This is a genomic window from Arthrobacter sp. 01N444 (genome assembly GCF_056399305.1).
This window is the reverse complement of sequence record NZ_JBFTRB010000009.1, coordinates 1-18,550: the sequence shown is the minus strand read 5'-3', so window position 1 is coordinate 18,550 and position 18,550 is coordinate 1. Positions and strand designations below refer to the sequence as shown.

Annotated in this window: 18 protein-coding genes and 1 pseudogene; 15 read left to right on the top strand and 4 right to left on the bottom strand. The window is 68.0% G+C overall.

Going from position 1 to position 18,550, the window contains the following annotated elements:
• The first annotated feature begins 92 nt into the window (after positions 1-92).
• The 4 genes from AC1DKN_RS12015 to AC1DKN_RS12000 all read left to right on the top strand — a co-directional run bounded on the left by AC1DKN_RS12015 (position 93) and on the right by AC1DKN_RS12000 (position 2,548).
• On the top strand, positions 93-659 hold the full coding sequence (locus AC1DKN_RS12015) for a type 1 glutamine amidotransferase domain-containing protein (protein ID WP_476871366.1): 567 nt from the start codon (positions 93-95) through the stop codon (positions 657-659).
• Positions 660-864: 205 nt separating this feature from the next.
• The gene (locus AC1DKN_RS12010) at positions 865-1,278 is read left to right on the top strand and encodes a VOC family protein (protein WP_476871365.1); all 414 of its coding nucleotides are present in this window, start codon (positions 865-867) and stop codon (positions 1,276-1,278) included.
• Positions 1,279-1,373: 95 nt separating this feature from the next.
• Positions 1,374-1,583, top strand: a complete 210-nt coding sequence (locus tag AC1DKN_RS12005) for a hypothetical protein (RefSeq protein WP_028276113.1) — start codon at positions 1,374-1,376, stop codon at positions 1,581-1,583.
• A gap of 170 nt (positions 1,584-1,753) precedes the next feature.
• Positions 1,754-2,548 carry an alpha/beta fold hydrolase gene (locus tag AC1DKN_RS12000; RefSeq protein WP_476871364.1) on the top strand — a complete coding sequence of 265 codons (795 nt, stop codon included), beginning with the start codon at positions 1,754-1,756 and terminating at the stop codon, positions 2,546-2,548.
• Positions 2,549-2,573: 25 nt separating this feature from the next.
• Here the strand turns inward: AC1DKN_RS12000 and AC1DKN_RS11995 are convergent, their stop codons facing one another.
• Positions 2,574-3,308 (bottom strand): GAF and ANTAR domain-containing protein, encoded by a 735-nt coding sequence (locus tag AC1DKN_RS11995; RefSeq protein WP_476851739.1) that lies wholly within the window; start codon positions 3,306-3,308, stop codon positions 2,574-2,576.
• A gap of 243 nt (positions 3,309-3,551) precedes the next feature.
• Between AC1DKN_RS11995 and mgtA the strand changes: the two genes are divergently transcribed.
• Both mgtA and AC1DKN_RS11985 read left to right on the top strand, forming a co-directional pair.
• Positions 3,552-6,287: a magnesium-translocating P-type ATPase gene (gene mgtA / locus AC1DKN_RS11990; protein ID WP_476871363.1), complete on the top strand. Its 2,736-nt coding sequence runs from the start codon at positions 3,552-3,554 to the stop codon at positions 6,285-6,287.
• Between the two features lie 118 nt (positions 6,288-6,405).
• Complete coding sequence (locus AC1DKN_RS11985) at positions 6,406-7,770, top strand: phosphoribosyltransferase family protein (RefSeq protein ID WP_476857980.1); 1,365 nt, start codon at positions 6,406-6,408, stop codon at positions 7,768-7,770.
• 63 nt (positions 7,771-7,833) lie between these two features.
• Here the strand turns inward: AC1DKN_RS11985 and AC1DKN_RS11980 are convergent, their stop codons facing one another.
• Positions 7,834-8,520, bottom strand: a complete 687-nt coding sequence (locus AC1DKN_RS11980; protein ID WP_476851736.1) for an SRPBCC family protein — start codon at positions 8,518-8,520, stop codon at positions 7,834-7,836.
• Positions 8,521-8,530: 10 nt separating this feature from the next.
• Positions 8,531-9,001 (bottom strand): universal stress protein, encoded by a 471-nt coding sequence (locus tag AC1DKN_RS11975; protein WP_223913569.1) that lies wholly within the window; start codon positions 8,999-9,001, stop codon positions 8,531-8,533.
• Between the two features lie 174 nt (positions 9,002-9,175).
• Here AC1DKN_RS11975 and AC1DKN_RS11970 point away from each other — a divergent pair, with 174 nt between their 5' ends.
• A complete protein-coding gene (locus AC1DKN_RS11970; protein ID WP_476871362.1) occupies positions 9,176-10,048 on the top strand; it encodes an NAD-dependent epimerase/dehydratase family protein in 873 nt (290 codons plus the stop codon).
• A 19-nt stretch (positions 10,049-10,067) separates the two neighbouring features.
• Positions 10,068-11,099 (top strand): aldo/keto reductase, encoded by a 1,032-nt coding sequence (locus tag AC1DKN_RS11965; protein WP_476871361.1) that lies wholly within the window; start codon positions 10,068-10,070, stop codon positions 11,097-11,099.
• Between the two features lie 84 nt (positions 11,100-11,183).
• Here AC1DKN_RS11965 and AC1DKN_RS11960 read toward each other — a convergent pair whose 3' ends face one another.
• Positions 11,184-11,948 (bottom strand): FadR/GntR family transcriptional regulator, encoded by a 765-nt coding sequence (locus AC1DKN_RS11960; protein ID WP_476871360.1) that lies wholly within the window; start codon positions 11,946-11,948, stop codon positions 11,184-11,186.
• Between the two features lie 140 nt (positions 11,949-12,088).
• Between AC1DKN_RS11960 and AC1DKN_RS11955 the strand changes: the two genes are divergently transcribed.
• The 7 genes and pseudogenes from AC1DKN_RS11955 to AC1DKN_RS11925 all read left to right on the top strand — a co-directional run.
• Positions 12,089-13,384, top strand: a complete 1,296-nt coding sequence (locus AC1DKN_RS11955; RefSeq protein WP_223913573.1) for an ABC transporter substrate-binding protein — start codon at positions 12,089-12,091, stop codon at positions 13,382-13,384.
• Positions 13,385-13,517: 133 nt separating this feature from the next.
• Positions 13,518-14,486, top strand: a complete 969-nt coding sequence (locus AC1DKN_RS11950) for a carbohydrate ABC transporter permease (RefSeq protein ID WP_476871359.1) — start codon at positions 13,518-13,520, stop codon at positions 14,484-14,486.
• Entirely contained in the window at positions 14,483-15,385 is a 903-nt protein-coding gene (locus tag AC1DKN_RS11945) for a carbohydrate ABC transporter permease (protein ID WP_476871358.1), read from the top strand. Before AC1DKN_RS11950 ends, AC1DKN_RS11945 begins: the two co-directional genes overlap by 4 nt.
• A gap of 7 nt (positions 15,386-15,392) precedes the next feature.
• On the top strand, positions 15,393-16,541 hold the full coding sequence (dgoD, locus tag AC1DKN_RS11940; RefSeq protein ID WP_056430100.1) for a galactonate dehydratase: 1,149 nt from the start codon (positions 15,393-15,395) through the stop codon (positions 16,539-16,541).
• A gap of 77 nt (positions 16,542-16,618) precedes the next feature.
• Complete coding sequence (locus AC1DKN_RS11935) at positions 16,619-17,290, top strand: bifunctional 4-hydroxy-2-oxoglutarate aldolase/2-dehydro-3-deoxy-phosphogluconate aldolase (protein WP_476851730.1); 672 nt, start codon at positions 16,619-16,621, stop codon at positions 17,288-17,290.
• On the top strand, positions 17,290-18,321 hold the full coding sequence (locus tag AC1DKN_RS11930; RefSeq protein WP_476871357.1) for a sugar kinase: 1,032 nt from the start codon (positions 17,290-17,292) through the stop codon (positions 18,319-18,321). The genes AC1DKN_RS11935 and AC1DKN_RS11930 overlap by 1 nt, the downstream gene beginning before the upstream one ends.
• An 89-nt stretch (positions 18,322-18,410) precedes the next feature.
• Positions 18,411-18,550, top strand: a pseudogene (locus AC1DKN_RS11925) (bifunctional D-altronate/D-mannonate dehydratase); the annotation flags it as partial.

Genomic DNA, 18,550 nt, shown 5'->3' with positions numbered 1-18,550 from the left:
TAGAGTTAACACTGCAAACCAAGTGGGACACTGCGCGTGGCGCCGGCACTGAACGAATATTGCCCGGCCCGCGCCCGGCACGAGGAGGACACATGTCAGAGCACAATCTTTCCGGCAAGAAAGTCGCGTTCCTGCTGACGGACGGTGTGGAGCAAGTGGAGCTGACCAGCCCGTGGGATGCCGTCAAGGAAGCCGGCGGTGTGCCAACCCTGGTCTCGCCGAAGAGCGGAGAGCTGCAGGGCTATGACGGCACCGAAAAGGGACAGCGGTTCGCCGTCGACCTCGCCGTGGGGCGGGCCGACGCCGCCGATTTCCACGCCCTGGTCATCCCCGGCGGCGTGGTCAACGCCGATCACCTCAGGGTCGACAAGGAGGCCCAGGCGTTCACGCGTGCCTTCTTCGAGCAGCACAAGCCCGTCGCCGCCATCTGCCACGGGCCGTGGCTGCTCATCGACGCCGGCGTGGTCAGCGGCAGGAACCTGACTTCCTACCACACGCTGCAGACGGACCTGAGGAATGCCGGCGCGATCTGGACTGACGAGGAGGTCGTGGTGGACCAGGGCCTGGTGACCAGCCGCAGCCCGCGTGACCTTCCGGCCTTCAACGCCAAACTCCTTGAGGAAATCGCCGAAGGCGAGCACGCAGGCCAGACGCCGTAGCCGCAATCCCGCCGCAGCGTCCGACGGCGGCACCGGCCGCCGTCGGACGCATTCGGCCGGCCGTTCACCTGCTTAGTCGCCGGCTGCCCGGTTCCGCGGCCGGACATCTACCCACGCTGTTGGTTTTGCGGCAGGATATGCCCTGTACCGTGCAACGTCGTCGTTGCCGCCCGGCCGGCGCCCCCAACAGCAAGGAGTTTCGGACATGACTACGCTCAATCCCTACCTCGGCTTCCGCAACAACGCGAAAGACGCCATGACCTTCTACCAGTCGGTGTTCGGCGGGGAACTGACCATGAGTACCTTCGCCGAATACCACGCCAGCGAAGACCCGGCGGAGCAGGAGAAAATCATGCATGCCCAGCTCAGGACGGACGCCGGCATGGTGCTGATGGGCGCGGACACGCCCAACAGCATGGACTACACCGCGGGCAACAACTTTTCCGTGTCCCTGAGCGGAGCCAACGAAGCTGAGCTCCGCGGCTACTTCGACAAGCTGGCCGATGGCGGCACAGTCGCCATGCCGCTGGAGAAGGCACCCTGGGGCGACGTCTTCGGCATGTGCAAGGACCGGTTTGGTGTGGACTGGCTGGTAAACGTAGGCTCCGAGCCCGCCTAAAACGGGCCCTCGGCCGCGCCGGCAGTAAGGGCTATCCTGAATGCAGCCAGGACAGTGCAAGCGCGAGTCCATCCCCTGGCCAAGGGAGCCATGCAATGACCGAGAAGCTGCACCTCAGCCCGGAAGATGACTTCCCGGAGGATCTCAGCAAGTTGCCGGACAAGGATCTTCAGGTCCTCGACAGCCAAGTCGAGCGCCAATTGGACTATGAGTACGTGGTGGAGGGCGAGCCGAATCCGGAGACGGAATTCCGGCACTATGACCTCGATGAGGAGTTCGAGGAGCGGGACAAACGGGACAACTGATCCGCCCGATCATCCTGAAGGGCCGGCCGCCCCGCACGGCGTCAGGGTTCTAGCCAGCAGGCTTACTAGAATGGGCTGACCACCCGGCGACGAAACGAGCCCTTCATGACCCCGGCAGCTGCCACGCGGTCCCTCCTGTACCCGTGCTCCCCGCCGCGGTCGTTTACAGCATGACCGGTCCGGTCCGCCTGGAGATTTCAGCCGCGGGCCACGCCGGCCACGTCTTCGCCTCGCGCGAAATGGCCGGCGGGTCCGCGCCCGCCGTCGTGCTCATCCACGGAATCGGCGCGTCACACCGCTACTTGCGCCGGCTGCACCGGCTCCTGGCCGGGTCGAGGGAGACCTACTCCATCGACCTGCCGGGATTCGGTGCCACCCCCAAGCCCGCGTACCAGCTGTCCATTGCCGACCACGCCCGTTACATCCTCGGCGCCATGGAACAGCTTGGCGTTGCGGAAATAGTGCTGGTGGGGCACTCAATGGGAACACAGATGGCTCTCGAGGCGGCCCTTCAGCAGCCGGAACAGATCTCGAATGTGGTGCTGATGGGTCCCGTGGTGGACCCCAGACACGGCACCGTGGCACAGATGGGCCTGGCGCTGGGCCGTGACTGCCTGTTCTACGAGAGTCCCTCCTCGAACGCCTTGGTTTTCACCGACTACCTGCGTTGCGGCCCGTCCTGGTACTTCAAGACCCTGCAGGTCATGATGGAGTACCCGATGGAACAGAAGATCGCCGGCGTCAGCGCACCGGTCCTCGTGGTGCGCGGCGCCAATGACCCCATCGCGGATGCAGACTGGTGCCGCCGGCTGGCCGGGCTCGCCAGCCGCGGGCGGCTGCTGGAAGTGCAGGGAACCGGGCATGTCGTCCAGCACAACCGGGCCCTCGAAGTGCGGGACGGCATTCTGGCGTTCACGGGCCTTGGCGCGGCGGCGGGCGAGCCGCTGCCCGGAAGCCCGGCCTGACCGCACTGGCTGCTCGGGGCCGGGGTTAGACGTCGAAGTGGGTCCGGGTGGGGCCCTGCCCGAGTGACTCGACCACGCCGGCCGCGACGGCGTGGAGCTTGATGTTCCGGGCGCTCGAGGCCGACTTCAGCAGCTCGAACGCCTCGTCCTGGCTGCAGCGGTTCTGCGCCATGATGATGCCGACGGCGACGTCGATCACGGTCCGCGTCTCCAGAGTGGCCTTGAGGTTGGCGGCTGTATCGCTGCTGTGCGCGAACCGGACGGCGAGGCGCAGCGCCATGGACGTCTGGTGGACGAAGTCACGGGCCAGCTCCGTGGCGCGGTGATCGAACCGGCCCGGCCGGTGCGAATAGAGGTTCAGGGCGGCCCGGGTCTCGCCTTCCAGCAGGAACGGCAGCGCCAGGATCGACCGGAAGCCGTGCCCCCGCACCGCCGCGGCGTACTGCGGCCAACGGCCATCGAGTTCAAGGTCCCCAACGTGGACGGTTACCTGTTCCCGGGAAGCCGTCATGCAAGGGCCGTCACCGAAGGTGTACTGGATTTCGTCCATGGCCTGCGCGGCGGGGCTGCTGCTCGCGACGGTGGCCGCCTTCTTTTCCCGCAGGAGCGTGATGCCGCACAGGATCTCGTCCCCGGGCTCGGACAGGCTGCGCGCGGATACGCGGGCCAGCTCCCCGAGGAAGTCCTCGACGTCGGAGCTGCTGAGCACCAGTTCATGCAGCTGCTGGTTTATTGAATTTGCGGTTGACTCGCTGACCACTTATCTGTTGTGCCGTTTCACTCAGGTCAAGACGACCCGGCTGTGCTTCCCGCCGCGGCAAGGGGCGGATACGGCAGCGGCCGGATCGAAGAACAATCCAACGGCTCGCTGCAAAACCGTACCGGGAGAGTATATACATCCGGGAAACGCAGGTTCCACACGGGCTCCGGCCCCGACGGCTCCTGAACCGTTCGTCCCGGGCATAAGCTGTGCCTTAGGCGAAATGTCGCGAACGGATTCCGTATGCCAGAGCTGGACGTCAAGGACTTACCCTCCGCCCCGCTGGCGATCGCCCGCGCCGCGGGCCGGCCCGTTGCCGCCGTGTTGGCCGAGCTGGGCTCGGGCGGGAACGGACTGACGGGTGCCGAAGCGGGCAGGCGCCTGACCCAAATGGGGCCGAATGCGGTGCGGACACACATGGCCAGCGGGTGGTCGGTGCTCGGCCGGCAGCTGGCCAGCCCCATCCTGCTCCTCCTGCTCATCACCGCCGGGCTTTCACTGTTTCTCGGGGACGCCACGAACGCGATCGTCATCGGCGTGATCCTGCTGGTCAGCGTCGGGCTGGGGTTCAGCAACGAATACCGGGCCGAACGCGCTGCGGAGGCCTTGCATTCCCGCGTCACGCACCGCGCCGTCGTCGTCCGCGACGGAAGTCCGGGCGAAATCGAGGTCACCGCGCTGGTGCCCGGCGACGTCGTCCACCTGGGGATCGGCGCGATCATTCCGGCGGACATGCGGGTGCTGACGGCCAAGGACCTCCTGTGTGATGAAAGCATCCTGACCGGGGAATCGCTGCCGGTCGCCAAGGATCCTGCGCCCGTGCCGCAGGATGCCCCGCTGGCGGACCTGACCAGCTGCGTCTTCATGGGGACCGTGCTCCAGTCCGGCAGCTGCACGGCAGTGGTGGTCGCCACCGGAGGCCGGGCGGAATTCGGCCGGATTGCACTGGGCCTGGGCGAACGGCAGCCGCAGACCGAGTTCCAGCTGGGCCTCAAACGGTTCTCCTTCCTGCTGCTGCAGGTGGCCATCGGGCTGAGCTCGCTCATCTTCGTCGCGAACCTGCTGCTGCACCGGCCCGTGATCGAATCCCTGCTGTTCTCCCTGGCGATCGCGGTCGGCATCACTCCGCAGCTGCTGCCCGCGGTGGTCAGCACCAGCCTGGCCACGGGCACCCGGCAGCTGGCCCGGCGCAAGGTCCTGGTGAAGCGCCTGGTCTGCATCGAGGACCTGGGCGACATGGACATCCTGGTCACGGACAAGACCGGGACGCTGACCGAGGGCCGGATCAGCTTCACCGCCGCGCTGCCCGTCGGCGCGGGCATCGAGCCCGCTGAGCTGCTCACGCTCGGACTGCTGGCGACAGAGGCCGAATACGCCGAGGCGAGGCTCTCTACGGTTGGCCTGAACCCCTTGGATGCAGCCCTCTGGGAATCACCCGACGCGGCGGGCTTCCGGCCGGAGCGCTACGAACGCCTGGACGTCATAGACTTCGACCACCAGCGCCGCCGGACCAGCGTGCTGGTGCGCGAAGCGAACGGACCTGCCCGCATCATCACAAAGGGCTCGCCGGAAGACGTCCTGGCCCTCTGCGTGGGCACGCCGGCGGACGTGCAGGCGGTGCTGGACAAGCAGTTCGACGCCGGATCCCGGGTGGTGGCTGTCGGAACGCGACCCGCTGGCGGCCTGGAGGACCTGACGCCGCCCGACGAGAAGGATCTGGTCCTTGCCGGTTTCCTCATCTTCCTGGACCGGCCCAAAGCCAATGCACGGGCCTCCCTTGACCAGCTCGAGGCGCTCGGCATTACGGTCAAGATCGCCACCGGCGACAACGCCAGGGTCGCCGAAAAGGTCTGTGACGAACTCGGCGTGCTCTCCGGCGGGACGCTCAGCGGCGCCGCCGTGGAGGCCATGTCCGATCCGGAGCTGGCCGCCGCCGCACGGGAGGCGAGCATCTTCGCCCGCGTGTCGCCGGAACAGAAGGCGCGGATCATCCGGCTGCTGCGGCTAAGCGGCGGCGCCGTCGGGTTCATGGGCGACGGCGTCAACGACGCCCTCGCACTGCATGCCGCGGACATCGGCATCTCGGTCGACAGCGCCACCGACGTCGCCAAGGACGCTGCCGACGTCGTGCTGCTCGACAAGGACCTGGGGGTGTTGGCCGAGGGCGTCATGGAAGGCCGGCGGATCTTCGCCAACACCATCAAGTACGTTCTCATGGGCACGTCCAGCAACTTCGGCAACATGTTCAGCGCGGCCACGGCCTCCGTGGTGTTGAGTTTCCTGCCCATGCTGCCGGGCCAGATTCTGCTCAACAACCTGCTCTACGATGCCGGCCAGCTGGCCATTCCGGGCGACCGGGTGGACAAGGAACAGCTGGTGGCCCCATCGCATTGGGACATCGGCTTCATCCGGCGTTTCATGTTCCTGTTTGGCCCCATCAGCTCCATCTTCGACTTCGCGACCTTCGCCCTCATGCTTTTCGTCTTCGACGCGGTTCCGGGCGAATTCCGGGCCGGCTGGTTCATCGAGTCCATCGTGACGCAGACGCTGATCATCTTCGTCATCAGGACCCGGCGCGTGCCCTTTTTCCGGAGCAGGCCGTCGCTGGGCCTGGTCGGGGCCTCCCTGGGCGTGGTGGCCCTCGGGGTGTACCTGCCGTTCTCGCCCCTGGCCGGCGTGCTGGGCTTCGATCCGCTGCCTGTGCCGTTCTTCCTCGCCCTGCTCGGGATGGCAGTGGTGTACCTGGTGCTGGTGGAAATGGCGAAAGTCTGGTTCTACTCCCGGGCCGCCCAGCAGCCTGTCTCACGCGAGCCGGCGGCGCTCCGGCACCGCGGCCAGACCCACCGCATCGCCCGCCGGGCCGCCCGCTTCAGCATCCCGGCGGCCAGGCCGCTGCTCGTCCACCGTGGCCCGGGCTGGCGCCGCCGACGCAAACTCGGGCATAAAGGCCCTCACAGGGTTTCGGGCGCGGGCGGATAGTTGGAGTCAGCGGCCACCTGGTCCTGTTCGGGTTAGGGGAACCCGTAGGAGCGCACCAGTTTCAGCAGCACACGACTGATGGCCGATGGCCCACGCTTCGACTTGAAAGCCATAGCCCATGAGCATTTTTGAAGACAGGGTCGACGCCGGCAGGCAGCTCGGCAGGCGTCTGGCGGAATTGCGTGGCCAGGACATTGTGGTCTTGGGCCTGCCGCGCGGCGGCGTGCCTGTGGCCTTCGAAGTCGCCGCAGCCCTGGATGCTCCCCTGGATGTGATTGTGGTGCGGAAACTTGGGCTTCCCTACCAGCCCGAGCTCGCCATGGGGGCTATCGGTGAAGGCGGCGCCAAAGTCCTGGACGAGGAGGTCCTGGCCCATGCGCGGATCAGCGGTGCGGAACTCCAAGCTGTTGAAGAACGCGAACGCGGCGTGCTGGAAAACCGGGTGGTCCTGTTCCGGAAGGGCCGGACCCGGCACGACCTGACCGGACGCATCGCGGTGATCGTCGACGACGGGATCGCCACCGGCTCCACCGCCCGCGTGGCCTGCCGGGTCGCCCGCAAACAGGGTGCGGCCCGCGTGATCCTGGCCGTTCCGGTTGCCCCCGCCGAGACCCTCGCCGACCTGACGGAACCGGACGAAGTGGTCTGCCTGGCGACGCCGCGCCAGTTCACCGCCGTCGGATACCACTACCGGGACTTCTCGCCGACTGACGACGACGAGGTGCTGCGCCTGCTCGATCTTGCGGCCAAACGCGTCGAGGCCGCACCGCCGCCCTTCTGGACCTCGACGGCGATCCGCGCCGACAACGCCGCCGACGTCGACGAGGAAGTGGAAATCCCGTCCCGCGCGGTGCGGCTCCAGGCCCAGCTGCACCTTCCGGTGCCGGCCAGCGCCGTGGTGCTGTTCGCCCATGGCAGCGGCAGCAGCCGCCACAGCCCCCGGAACCGGTACGTGGCCGGCGTCCTGCAACAGGCCGGTCTCGGCACGCTGCTGCTGGACCTGCTGACGCCGGCGGAGGAGCGCCACCGCGCCAACGTCTTTGACATCGAACTCCTGGCCCGCAGGCTGTCCTCGGCAACGGACTGGCTTTCCACCCGGGCGGACACGGCCTCCTGCGCTCTGGGGTACTTCGGTGCGAGCACGGGAGCCGGGGCTGCACTGTGGGCGGCGTCGGAGCCGTCGGCGCGGATCGCGGCTGTCGTGTCCCGCGGCGGCCGCCCCGACCTCGCCGGCCCGCGGTTGTCCGCCGTCAAGGCGCCCACGCTCCTGATTGTGGGGAGCCTGGACCACGAGGTCCTGGAACTGAACCGCCGGGCGAAGGCGATGATGCGCAGTCCCAGCCAGCTCGCCGTCGTGCAGGGGGCAACGCACTTGTTTGAAGAGCCGGGCACGCTCGCGGCGGCGGCCATCCTGGCGCGGGACTGGTTTGTCGACTACCTGCTTCCCCCGAACGGTGCCGGCGCGCGGGCCGCGGGCGTCTGAGGGGCCGCGGGCGTCTGAGGTGGCCAGAACCGGGGAGGGCCGGGACCACGAATCCCGCGGACCCTAGCGCCGGCGGCCCTCTGCCCTGGACCGGATCCCCAGGAGCATCCGCCGTTCCATCAGGAACTGCACCGGTTCCAGCAGTGCACGCAGGGCCAGACCCTCCGCCAGGGGCGAAAAGTCGTACCGGGTGCGGGACAGCAGCCTGGTGGCCTGGGGCCCAGCAGGTCGCAACACGAACGTCCAGCCGACGTCCAGCCGGCGCCCGATGGGACGGACCCCTGCCGGCGACATCCTCCCCGTGCGCAGATCGATGGTTCCGCCCAGCCCCAGCGCCGCCCCGGACTGGATGAGCCGGACCGGAAGGCCGCCGTCGGGGGACAGCGGAACGACGTCGCCAACTTTCAGGCGCTGCAGCTCCGGAAGAATCCGGTCCGCGCTCCGGATGCCCAGACCCGCGCCGCGTTCGAGCCAGTCGTAGGAGTAGAAACCGCCCCGCCCGGCGCCCATCTGGACAAGCCACGGCCAGACCTCTGCCACCGGGGCCGCAATAGTGATCGCGCGGGTGCTTTGCATGCGCGGGGCGGGCACGATCTCGTCCCCGGCGAGCGGGCCGGCGGCCTCCTGGGTGGTAGCCCCCCAGCGCAGGAGCCGCGGCCGGACAGCCAGGACGTAGGCTGCGCCCGCCGATGCCGCAGCCAGCGCCGCGAGCGGTCCGCGCAACCGGCCGGGGACGTGCTGACCGCTCACGCGAGGGACCTCATGCGCTGGTCCGGCCCCTGGGGTCATCCGATTCCGGCCCAACCACCACCACCGGGCAGTGGGAGTGGGCCGCGACGGCCGCGCTCACCGAGCCCATGACCTGATGGAGGAAGCCGCCCTTGCCGCGCCGGCCCACCACGAGCATTTCGGCGTGCTGGCTTTCCTCGACGAGGACCTTGGCGGGCGCCCCGAACTTGACCGAGCGGGTAAGTCCTTCCGGACGCGATTCGCCGAAGGCCCGCTCCAGTGCCTGGTCCACGAGGCGTTCGGCGGTCTCCTCCAGCTCATCGAGGGTGGGCGTTCTGTCCTCGGGCAGGTGGGAGGCCAGGAAGAAATCGGAAGTTCCCAGGCATGTGATGACTTCCAACGGGATGTTCAGAGCGGTGGACATGCGCCCGGCGAGGCGGAGCGCCGTCGTCGAAAACTCGGAACCGTCCACACCCACGACAATGCGCTGATCACCGTTCATGGTCCCCAGCCTTGCCCCTGCCCCCGGGACTGCCTAGGGCCGAAAGTCACGCGGGGCTGGGCACCGTGGCCGCCTCCGCTTAGGGTGGAACGGTGACCGCCGGCACCGGAGCAGGTGCCGGCCCCCCGGCCTGACCATGACGGTCAGCCGAGCCTGCCACCCGAGGAGTTCCTGATGAAAGTTGCTGTTACCGGAGGAAGTGGAAAGCTGGGCCGAAACGTCGTGCGGCGGCTCAGCGATGACGGGCACGAGGTGACCAATCTGGACCGCACCGGTGCGCGCGGCCCGGGCTTCACGGAGGTGGACCTGCGCAACTACGGCCAGGTGGTGGACGTGTTCCTCGGCCTGGAGGACCGCCATGCCGGCTTTGACGCCGTGGTGCACCTGGCCGCGATTCCCGCACCGGGACATGCCCCGGATGCCGCCACCTTCGAGAACAACATGCAGTCCACCTACAACGTGTTCCAGGCTGCCCGGCGGGCCGGGATCAAGAAAATCGTCTACGCGTCCAGTGAGACGGTGCTGGGGCTGCCTTTCGACGTCGACCCTCCCTACATCCCGGTGGACGAGGACTACCCCGCCCGGCCGGAAAGCACGTACTCCCTGGTCAAACACCTTGAGGAGCAGATGGCCATCCAGCTGACCCGCTGGGACCCGGCCCTGAGCATCACCGGCCTGCGGTTCTCCAATGTGATGGACCCGGAGGACTACGAGGAATTCCCCTCCTTCGACCACGACGCGCGGGCGCGCAAGTGGAATCTCTGGGGCTACATTGACGGCCGGGACGGCGCCCAGGCCGTGGCCCGAGCCCTGGAGCACGGCAAGCCCGGGTTCGAGGCGTTCATCATCGCCAACGAGGACACGGTGATGAGCCGCTCCAGCGCCAGCCTGGCCGCCGAGGTGTTCCCGAACGTCAAAGTAGTCAAGGACCTGGCCGAGCACGAGACCATGCTCTCGATCGACAAGGCCAAACGGCTACTGGGCTACGCGCCGGAGCACACCTGGCGGAACTACCACCCGCTGCGCACCACCCCCACGGAAGACTGACCCCAACTTGAGGAGCTCCATGCAATACCGCACCCTGGGCAACAGCGGCGCCGTCGTCTCCAACTATGCGCTGGGCACCATGACTTTTGGCGCCGAGGCCACCGAGGAGCAATCCCGCGCGATCCTGGATGACTACTTCGCGGCCGGTGGCAACTTCATCGACACCGCCGACGTCTACAGCTCGGGGGTGTCGGAGGAAATCATCGGCCGGTGGCTGGCGGACCGGGCCGAGGTCCGGGACCGGGCGGTGGTGGCCACGAAGGGCCGCTTCCCGATGGGCCAGGCCCCCAACGACGTCGGAACCTCCCGCCGGCACCTTGTCCGGGCACTCGATGACTCGCTGCGCCGGCTCGGCGTAGAACAGATCGATCTCTACCAGCTGCACGCGTGGGACCCTGTTACGCCCCTCGAGGAGACCCTCCGGTTCCTGCACGACGCCGTAACCAGCGGCAAAATCGCCTACTACGGCTTCTCCAACTTCCTGGGCTGGCAGTTGACCAAAGCGGTCCATGTGGCGAAGGCACATGGCTGGAGTGCCCCGGTGACGCTGCAGCCGCAGTACAGCCTGCTGGTCCGTGAGATCGAGTCGGAAATTGTGCCGGCCGCACTCGACGCCGGGATCGGGCTGCTGCCATGGTCCCCTCTGGGCGGCGGGTGGCTGTCCGGCAAGTACAAGCGCGACCAGCCGCCGGCCGGGGCCACCCGTCTGGGCGAAAACCCGAAACGGGGGATGGAGGCCTGGGCGGCCCGCAACGCCGATCCGCGCACCTGGGACGTGATTGCCGAGGTGGAGCAGACCGCCGGGCGCCACGGCGTGAGCCCTTCCCAGGTGGCGCTGGCCTGGCTGGCGGACCGGCCGGCGGTCACCTCGGTGATCCTGGGCGCCCGCACCACCGCGCAGCTGGCGGACAATCTCGCGGCCGCGGATCTGCGGCTCACCGCGGGGGAGACGGAGCGGCTGACCGAGGCCAGCCGGCCGCGCGTCGGAGTCTATCCGTACGGGCCGATGGCCCAGGAACAGCGCAGCCGGAAGCTCGAGGGCGGCCGCTAACAAGGCAACGGGCTAACAAGGCAACGCGGGGTCACGTAGCGCCGGTCCGGGGGGTGGCGATGGGCCGGAGGTGACCCCGCGCTGTCATTCGGGGGAGTGCTGCCCTTCCGGGGAGGCGGGGCCGCCGGCATGATAGCTGGACCAGATGTCGCCCATTTCCTCCGTGGACTGCTCCACGATCCTTCTCATGCCGGCGTGCGCGGCGTCCGCCTCGCCGCGCTGAATGGCGCTGGCCACATCGACGTGCAGCTGCAGGGCCTCGTGGTGTGGCAAGTGCGGCATGAGGCCGTGCTGGGTGCGCCCGGTCAGGACCTCGGTGACCAGGTTATGCAGCTGGGCGAACATGGCGTTGCCGGAGGCCCGGAGTACTGACGCGTGGAATTCGATGTCGAGCCGCAGGAACTCGTCCCGGTCTCCGCGCTGGCCGGATGCCCACAGCCGAGCGGCCAGCGAGACGAGGTCGCTCCCGGCATCCCAGGAAGCCCTCCCGGCGGCGAGGCGGGCGGCCGCCGGTTCGATTGCCCCGCGGAGCTCGTTCAGGGCCTGCAGCTGCGCCAGCCGCTTTGACGAGGCCAGCCGCCAGCGGATTACCTGCGGGTCGTACGCATTCCACGATTCCTCCGGCTGCACCACCGTCCCCAGCCGCCGCCGCGACTCCAGCATCCCCTTGGAGGACAGCACGCGGGTGGCTTCCCGCACCACGGACCGGGAGACGTTGTGCCGGGCCTCAATCTCGTCCAGGCGCAGGATCGAGTGCGGTGCCAGCGTCCCTTCGGCGATGGCAAGCCCCAGGTTCTGGAGCAGCACGGCGTGCAGGTCTGCTGTTGGCTCCGCCTTTGGAGTTTTCATAAATAAATCATACTGGGAGCCCCCAAGGTCTTGTATAAATCTGCTTTATTTACCTAAGATCACTTCCAGAGCAGATGTAAAGATGCATTTGCAGCCGGCTGGACAGAGACGCCCAGCCCTGAAAACCAAAGGAAGTCGTAATGAAGCGACGTTCAATTGCGAAGTACGCGGCCGTCGCCGCCGTCCTTTCCCTGGGCCTGACTGCCTGCGGCGGGGCCAGCGGCAGCGCCGACGCCAAGACCTCCGGCACCGTACGGGTCACCCTCGCCAACCACGTCTGGACCGAGGGCATCAAGGCAGCCATTCCGGAATTCGAGAAGTCCAGCGGGCTCAAGGTCGAACTGACCCAGCTGGGCGAAGACCAGCTCTCGGACCAGTACAACGTCAAGCTCAACGCCGGCAGCGACGAGATCGACGTCATGATGTACCGCCCGCTCCAGGAAGGAAAGGCGTTCGCGAAGAACGGCTACCTCGCGGACCTGACGTCCAAGGTCTCCTCGGACGCCGCGTGGGACTGGAAGGACTACCAGGAGGGCCCGGTCAAGGCCACCACCGCTGACGGCAAGGTGGTCGGCGTCCCGATCATCACCGAGCGCGAAGTCCTCTACTACCGCAAGGACCTGCTGAAGGCCGCCGGCCTGGAGGTTCCCAAGACCATGGACGAGCTCGAAGCCGCGGCCAAGGCCATCAAGGCTTCCTCCCCGGGCACGGCCGGCTTCGTGGCCCGCACCGGCAAGTCCGCCGCCGTCACCCAGTTCTCCAGCTTCCTGTACAGCTTCGGCGGCGACTTCACCGACGCCAGCGGCAAGTCCGCCGTCAACTCCGACGCTGCGAAGAAGGCCTACGCGTTCTACGGCGGCCTGATCAAGAACTACGGCCCCGCCAACGTCAGCACCGACATGAGCTGGCCCGAGGCAATGGCGATCTTCACCCAGGGCAAGGCCGCCTTCTACACGGAGGCCGACTCGCTCTACAAGAACGCCACCGACCCGGCCAAGTCCAAGGTCGCCGACACCGTCGGCTTCGCCGCACTGCCCGCCGGCCCCGCCGGCTCCAAGCCGTACAACATCCCGTCCTGGGGCCTCGCCATCAACCAGGCATCCAGCAACCAGGACAACGCCTGGAAGTTCATCCAGTGGGCCACCAGTAAGGAACGCACCCTCGAGGCACAGAAGGCCGGAGTCCCCGGACCCCGCGCCTCGGTCTGGGCGGACCAGGCCGGCACCTCCACCTACCCGAAGGACCTCGCCGAGGCCATCTCCGCCAGCGCCAAGAACGGCGTCGGGCACGACCGTCCCGAGGTTGTCACCGTAGGCAAGGCCCGCGAAATCGTGGGCGGCCCGATCGTCGCCACTATCACCGGCTCTGACTCGTCCGCCGCAGCCGACACGGCGCACGACGCCTTCCAGAAGTTCCTGGACAGCGAAAAGAAGTAGCGCCCCCGGCGCGCCAGCCAGGCTTCGCGCCTGAGCACTGCGCCTGAGCACCAAACAGCCCGGCGGGACGGCGGTCCGATGCCGTCCCGCCGCGGCCAGCTTTTCACTTCACCCCCAACTCCTTAGGTGAACCATGTCTGTATTGACCACTCCCCGCAGCGCCCAGACCCAGCCGCCGTCCGGCCGCAAGGGCGCCCGCACCCCCGGTGCACGCGAGAACTTCTCCGGCTGGGCCAACCGGCACCGCAAATGGCTCTTCGCCGTCCCCGCCATGATCTTCGTCGGCGTCCTGATCGTTTTCCCCCTCGGCTGGACCCTGTACCTGAGCCTGACCGATTCGCAGGGCTCGGTCCGGGCGGCCTCCGATTTTGTCGGCGTGCAGAACTACCTCACGGTCCTCTCCGACGTCGAACGCTTCTGGCCCGCCGTCGGCCGCACGCTGAGCTTCACCGGCGTTGCCCTTGTCTGCGAAGTGGTCCTCGGCATGTGCATTGCGCTGCTGCTGTGGCGCCCGTTCCGCGGCGAAAAATGGGTCCGCGTGGCCATCCTGCTCCCGCTCGTAGCCACTCCCGTGGCCGTCGGCATGATGTGGCGGCTGATCTTCGATCCCAACATCGGCTTCGTCAACCAGCTGCTCGGCATGGTCGGGATTCCCGCCCAGCCCTGGCTCTCCGGCCAGGACACGGCGCTCGGCACCACCATCTTCATGGACGTGTGGCAGTGGACCCCCATGGTGGTCCTGATCCTCCTGGCCGGACTGACCTCGCTCTCCGAGGAACCCGACGAGGCGGCCCGGATGGACGGCGCCAACGCCTTCCAGCGCTTTTTCTTCATCACGCTGCCCCTCATGATGCCGACCGTGATCGTCGCCATCCTGCTCCGGGGCATCGACGCCCTGAAGACCTTCGACATCCTCTACGCCACCAAGGGCAAGGGCGGCGGGTCCTTCCACGAGGTGGAAACGCTCAACGTCTACGCCTACGGGCTGAGCTTCGACTACAACCAGTACGGGCTCTCCTCCGCGGTGCTGATCCTGTTCTTCATGATCATCATCGGCTCCATGTGGCTGCTGACCATGCGCAAGAAAGCGGTAAGCAAATGACCGTACTGACAGAAAACACAGAAAACACCGAACCCCGGACCGCAGACCCCGCCCGGCCCACACCGGCGCCGCGCCCCCGGAAGCCGCTGGGCACCCGCGCGTACAAAGTGTTCCGCGTGGCGGCACTGGTGGCGGTGGTGCTGTTCCTGATCGCCCCGCTGTTCTGGATGCTGCTGGCCTCCCTCAAGACCAACGTGGACATCTACGACACCGGCAGGTCGTTCCTGTTCACCCCGACGTTCGAGAACTACGCCAATGTGCTGCAGCGGAACAACTACTTCGTCTTCATCTTCAACAGCTTCTGGGTGGCCTTCGTCTCCACTGCCCTGTCGCTGGTCCTGGGCGTGCCCGCCGCCTACGCCATGAGCCGGTTCACGATGCACCGCTCGGCCCTTGTGGTCCTGATGGCCCGCGTCATCCCCGGCGTCTCCCTGCTGGTGCCCTGGTACTACGTCTTCTCCAACCTGAAGATGGTGGGCGGCTTCGAGGTGCTGATCCTCAGCCACATGTTCGTCGCGCTGCCGCTGATCGTGTACATCATGATGAGCTACTTCGATTCCCTGCCGCTGGAGCTGGAGGAGTCGGCCCAGGTGGACGGCCTCACCCCGATCGGCGCCTTCCGCCGCATCACCCTGCCGCTCTCCGTCGCCGGCATGGCCACCGCCGGCATCCTGTCCTTCATCTTCTCGTGGAACAACTTCATGTTCGCCCTGGTGCTCTCCGGCTCCAAGACCAAGACCCTGCCGGTCGCGATCTTCGACTTCGTCTCCTACGCCAGTATCGACTGGGGCGGACTCATGGCGGCCGCCACGGTGGTCACCATTCCGATCATGATCATTGCGCTCTTCACGCAGAAGTACATCGTCTCCGGCATGACCGCCGGCGCGACCAAGGGCTAGGCAACAGATGACACTCATCAGCAGGATTGAAACGTTCCTCGTCGCTCCGCGCTGGCTCTTCGTCCGGATCGAGACGGACAGCGGGATCGTCGGCTGGGGCGAGGCGAGCTGCGAAGGCCGCAGCGAAACCGTGCGCACCGCCGTCGACCAGCTCTCCGAGCTGCTCATCGGCAACGACGCGCTCCGGATCGAGGACCACTGGCAGGTCATGACCAAAGGGTCCTTCTACCGCGGCGGGCCCATCCTGGCCAGCGCCGTGTCCGGCCTGGACCAGGCCCTCTGGGACATCGCCGGCAAGCACTTCAACACGCCCGTGCACCAGCTGCTCGGCGGCCACGTCCGGGACCGGATCCGGATGTACGGCTGGGTGGGCGGGGATGAGCCCAATGAGGTGGCGGACCAGATCAGCGCGCAGCTGGAGGTCGGGCTGACGGCGGTCAAGATGAACGCCAGCGGCCGGATGAGCCCCATCGCCTCCGTGGCCGAGCTCGACGGCGTCGTCCGCCGCGTCGCCGCCGCCCGCGAGGTCCTCGGCGACCACCGCGACGTCGCCGTGGACTTCCACGGCCGCTTCAGCCTCGCCAACGCCCGCCGGGTGGCGCCGCTGCTGGAACCGTACCGGCCCTTCTTCCTCGAAGAGCCGGTGGTCCCGGAAAACACGCACCTGCTGCGCGAGTTCACGTCCTCCACGACGACGCCGGTCTCCACCGGTGAGCGGCTCTACAGCCGGCAGGAATTCCTGCCCGCGCTGCAGGCCGGCATCGCCGTGGCCCAACCGGACCTCTCCCACGCCGGCGGCATCACCGAGGTCCGCAAAATCGCCTCGCTCGCCGAAATCTACGAGGTCCAGCTCGCCCCGCACTGCCCGCTGGGCCCGCTGGCGCTCGCCGCCTGCCTGCAGGTGGGCTTCGCGACGCCCAACTTCCTGATCCAGGAGCAAAGCATCGGCATCCACTACAACCAGGGCGCCGAAGTCCTGGACTACGTGGTGGACAAGTCCCCGCTGAAGTTCGTGGACGGACACATCGAACGGCTCACCGGCCCGGGCCTGGGCATCGAGATTGACGAGGCCGTGGTCCGGGCCGCGGACAAGCGCGGGCATGCCTGGCGCGGTCCCGTCTGGCGGCACCCCGACGGCGCCTTCGCCGAGTGGTGAACGCCGGAACGCTGGGACCGGACCTGTTGCCCCGGCGTATTTGCCCTGACGTATTTGCCCCGAAGGAGAAGCCTGACATGGAGAACACCCTGACGCCCGAACTGCTGCTGGCCGGGATCCAGGAAAGCCGGCTGGTGGCCATTGTGCGCGGCACGGACGGCGCGGCCGCCGCGAAGGCAGCCCTCGCGGCGATGGAGGAGGGCTTCCGGTATGTCGAAATAGCGCTCACCACGCCGCGGGCCCTTGAAGCCATCCGGGAAGTCCGCGCGGCCGCCCCCGCGGGCTGCTTCGTCGGTGCCGGAACGGTGCTGACGGCCCGGGACGTTGCCCGCGTCGCCGAGGCGGGCGGCCAGTTCATGGTGACCCCGTCGCTGGCAGAGTCGATTGCCGAGTCGGCCCGGCTGGCACTGCCTGTGCTCGCCGGTGCGCTGACACCCAGCGAAGCCCACGAAGCCATGAACCGCGGCGCCACGGCCGTCAAGCTCTTCCCCGCTTCCATCGGCGGTCCGGGCTACCTCAAGGCGCTCCGCGACCCGTTCCCCGGGATCCCGTTCATCGCCGTCGGCGGCGTCGGGCTGGATGAAGCCGAGGGCTACTGGGAAGCCGGCGCCATTGCCGTGGGGCTCGGCGGACCGCTGTTCGGCGATGCCGGCTCCGGCGGCGACCTCGCCCCGATGCGGGAGCGGGCCCGCGGTTTCGTGACCCTGGCCGCCGGGTTCGGCCGCCCCCGCGCGGAGAGCCTGCGGTGATGGCCGCCGTCGGCCCGGCTTTGGCTGGGGAGGGCGTCGACCTGCTGACGTTTGGCGAGTCCATGGTCTCGCTGCGGTCCACCGGCCCGTTGTCCGCCGGCGGCAGCCTCGGCATGCACGTGGCCGGGGCCGAATCGAACGTGGCCGTCGGGGTCGCCCGGCTCGGGCACAGCGTCACCTGGGCCGGGGTTGTCGGCGCTGACCCGCACGGGGAGTACATTCTGCGGCAGCTGCGCGCCGAGGGGATCGGGCTGCGGCACCGGATTGACGCGGCAAGGAACACCGGGGTGATGTTCCTTGAACAGCGCACCGCGGATGTCACCCGGGCCTTCTACTACCGCGCCGGATCCGCCGGGTCCACCCTCGGCCGGGAGGACCTGGACCGTGCCCTGGCGGCCGGGGCCCGGATCCTGCATCTGACCGGCATCACCGCCGCCCTCAGCCCCGACGCCCGCAAGGCCGTGGAGTACGCGGCCGAGCGCGCCGCCGCCGAAGGCATGGAGGTCTCCCTCGACGTCAATTACCGCAGCAAGCTCTGGACCCGGGAGGAGGCCCGCGCCGCGCTCTCGCCGCTCGCCCGGCACGCCAGCATCGTGATCGCCTCCGACGATGAGCTCGGGCTGGTCGCTGACCCGGTGGGAGCTGGCCCGGAGGGATCACCGCACCCCGGCGATGCCGATACAGATGCAGATACCGCCGAAACAGCCATGGCCGCCGAACTGCTGGAGCGCGGCGTCCGCGAAGTCGTGGTCAAGCGCGGCGCCGCCGGCGCCGGTGTCCACACCGCCGACGGGCGGTGGGAAGTGCCCGCCGTGCCTGTGACCAGCATCGATACCGTGGGCGCCGGGGATGCCTTCACCGCCGGCTACCTGTCCGCCCTGCTCGACGGCGCCGACGTCGCCGGCCGCCTGCAGCGCGGCGCCCTGGCGGGAGCCTTCGCCGTCAGCACCGAGGGGGACTGGGAAGGCCTGCCCGGCCGTGCGGAGCTGGCACTGCTCGCGACCACGCCGGGCGGAACCACCCAGCGCTAAGCCCCCCGTGCTGAACCACCCGTGCTGAACCACACTGGCGGCTATCCGGCGCGCCCGACATTCACCGACCAAGAAAGCCTGGACCTGTTGTGAAAATCATTGCCGCTGAAGTGTTCGTCACCAGCCCCTCCCGGAACTTCGTGACCCTGCGGATCACCACCGAGGACGGCGTGACCGGGATCGGGGACGCGACCCTGAACGGGCGCGAGCTCGCCGTGGCCGCCTATTT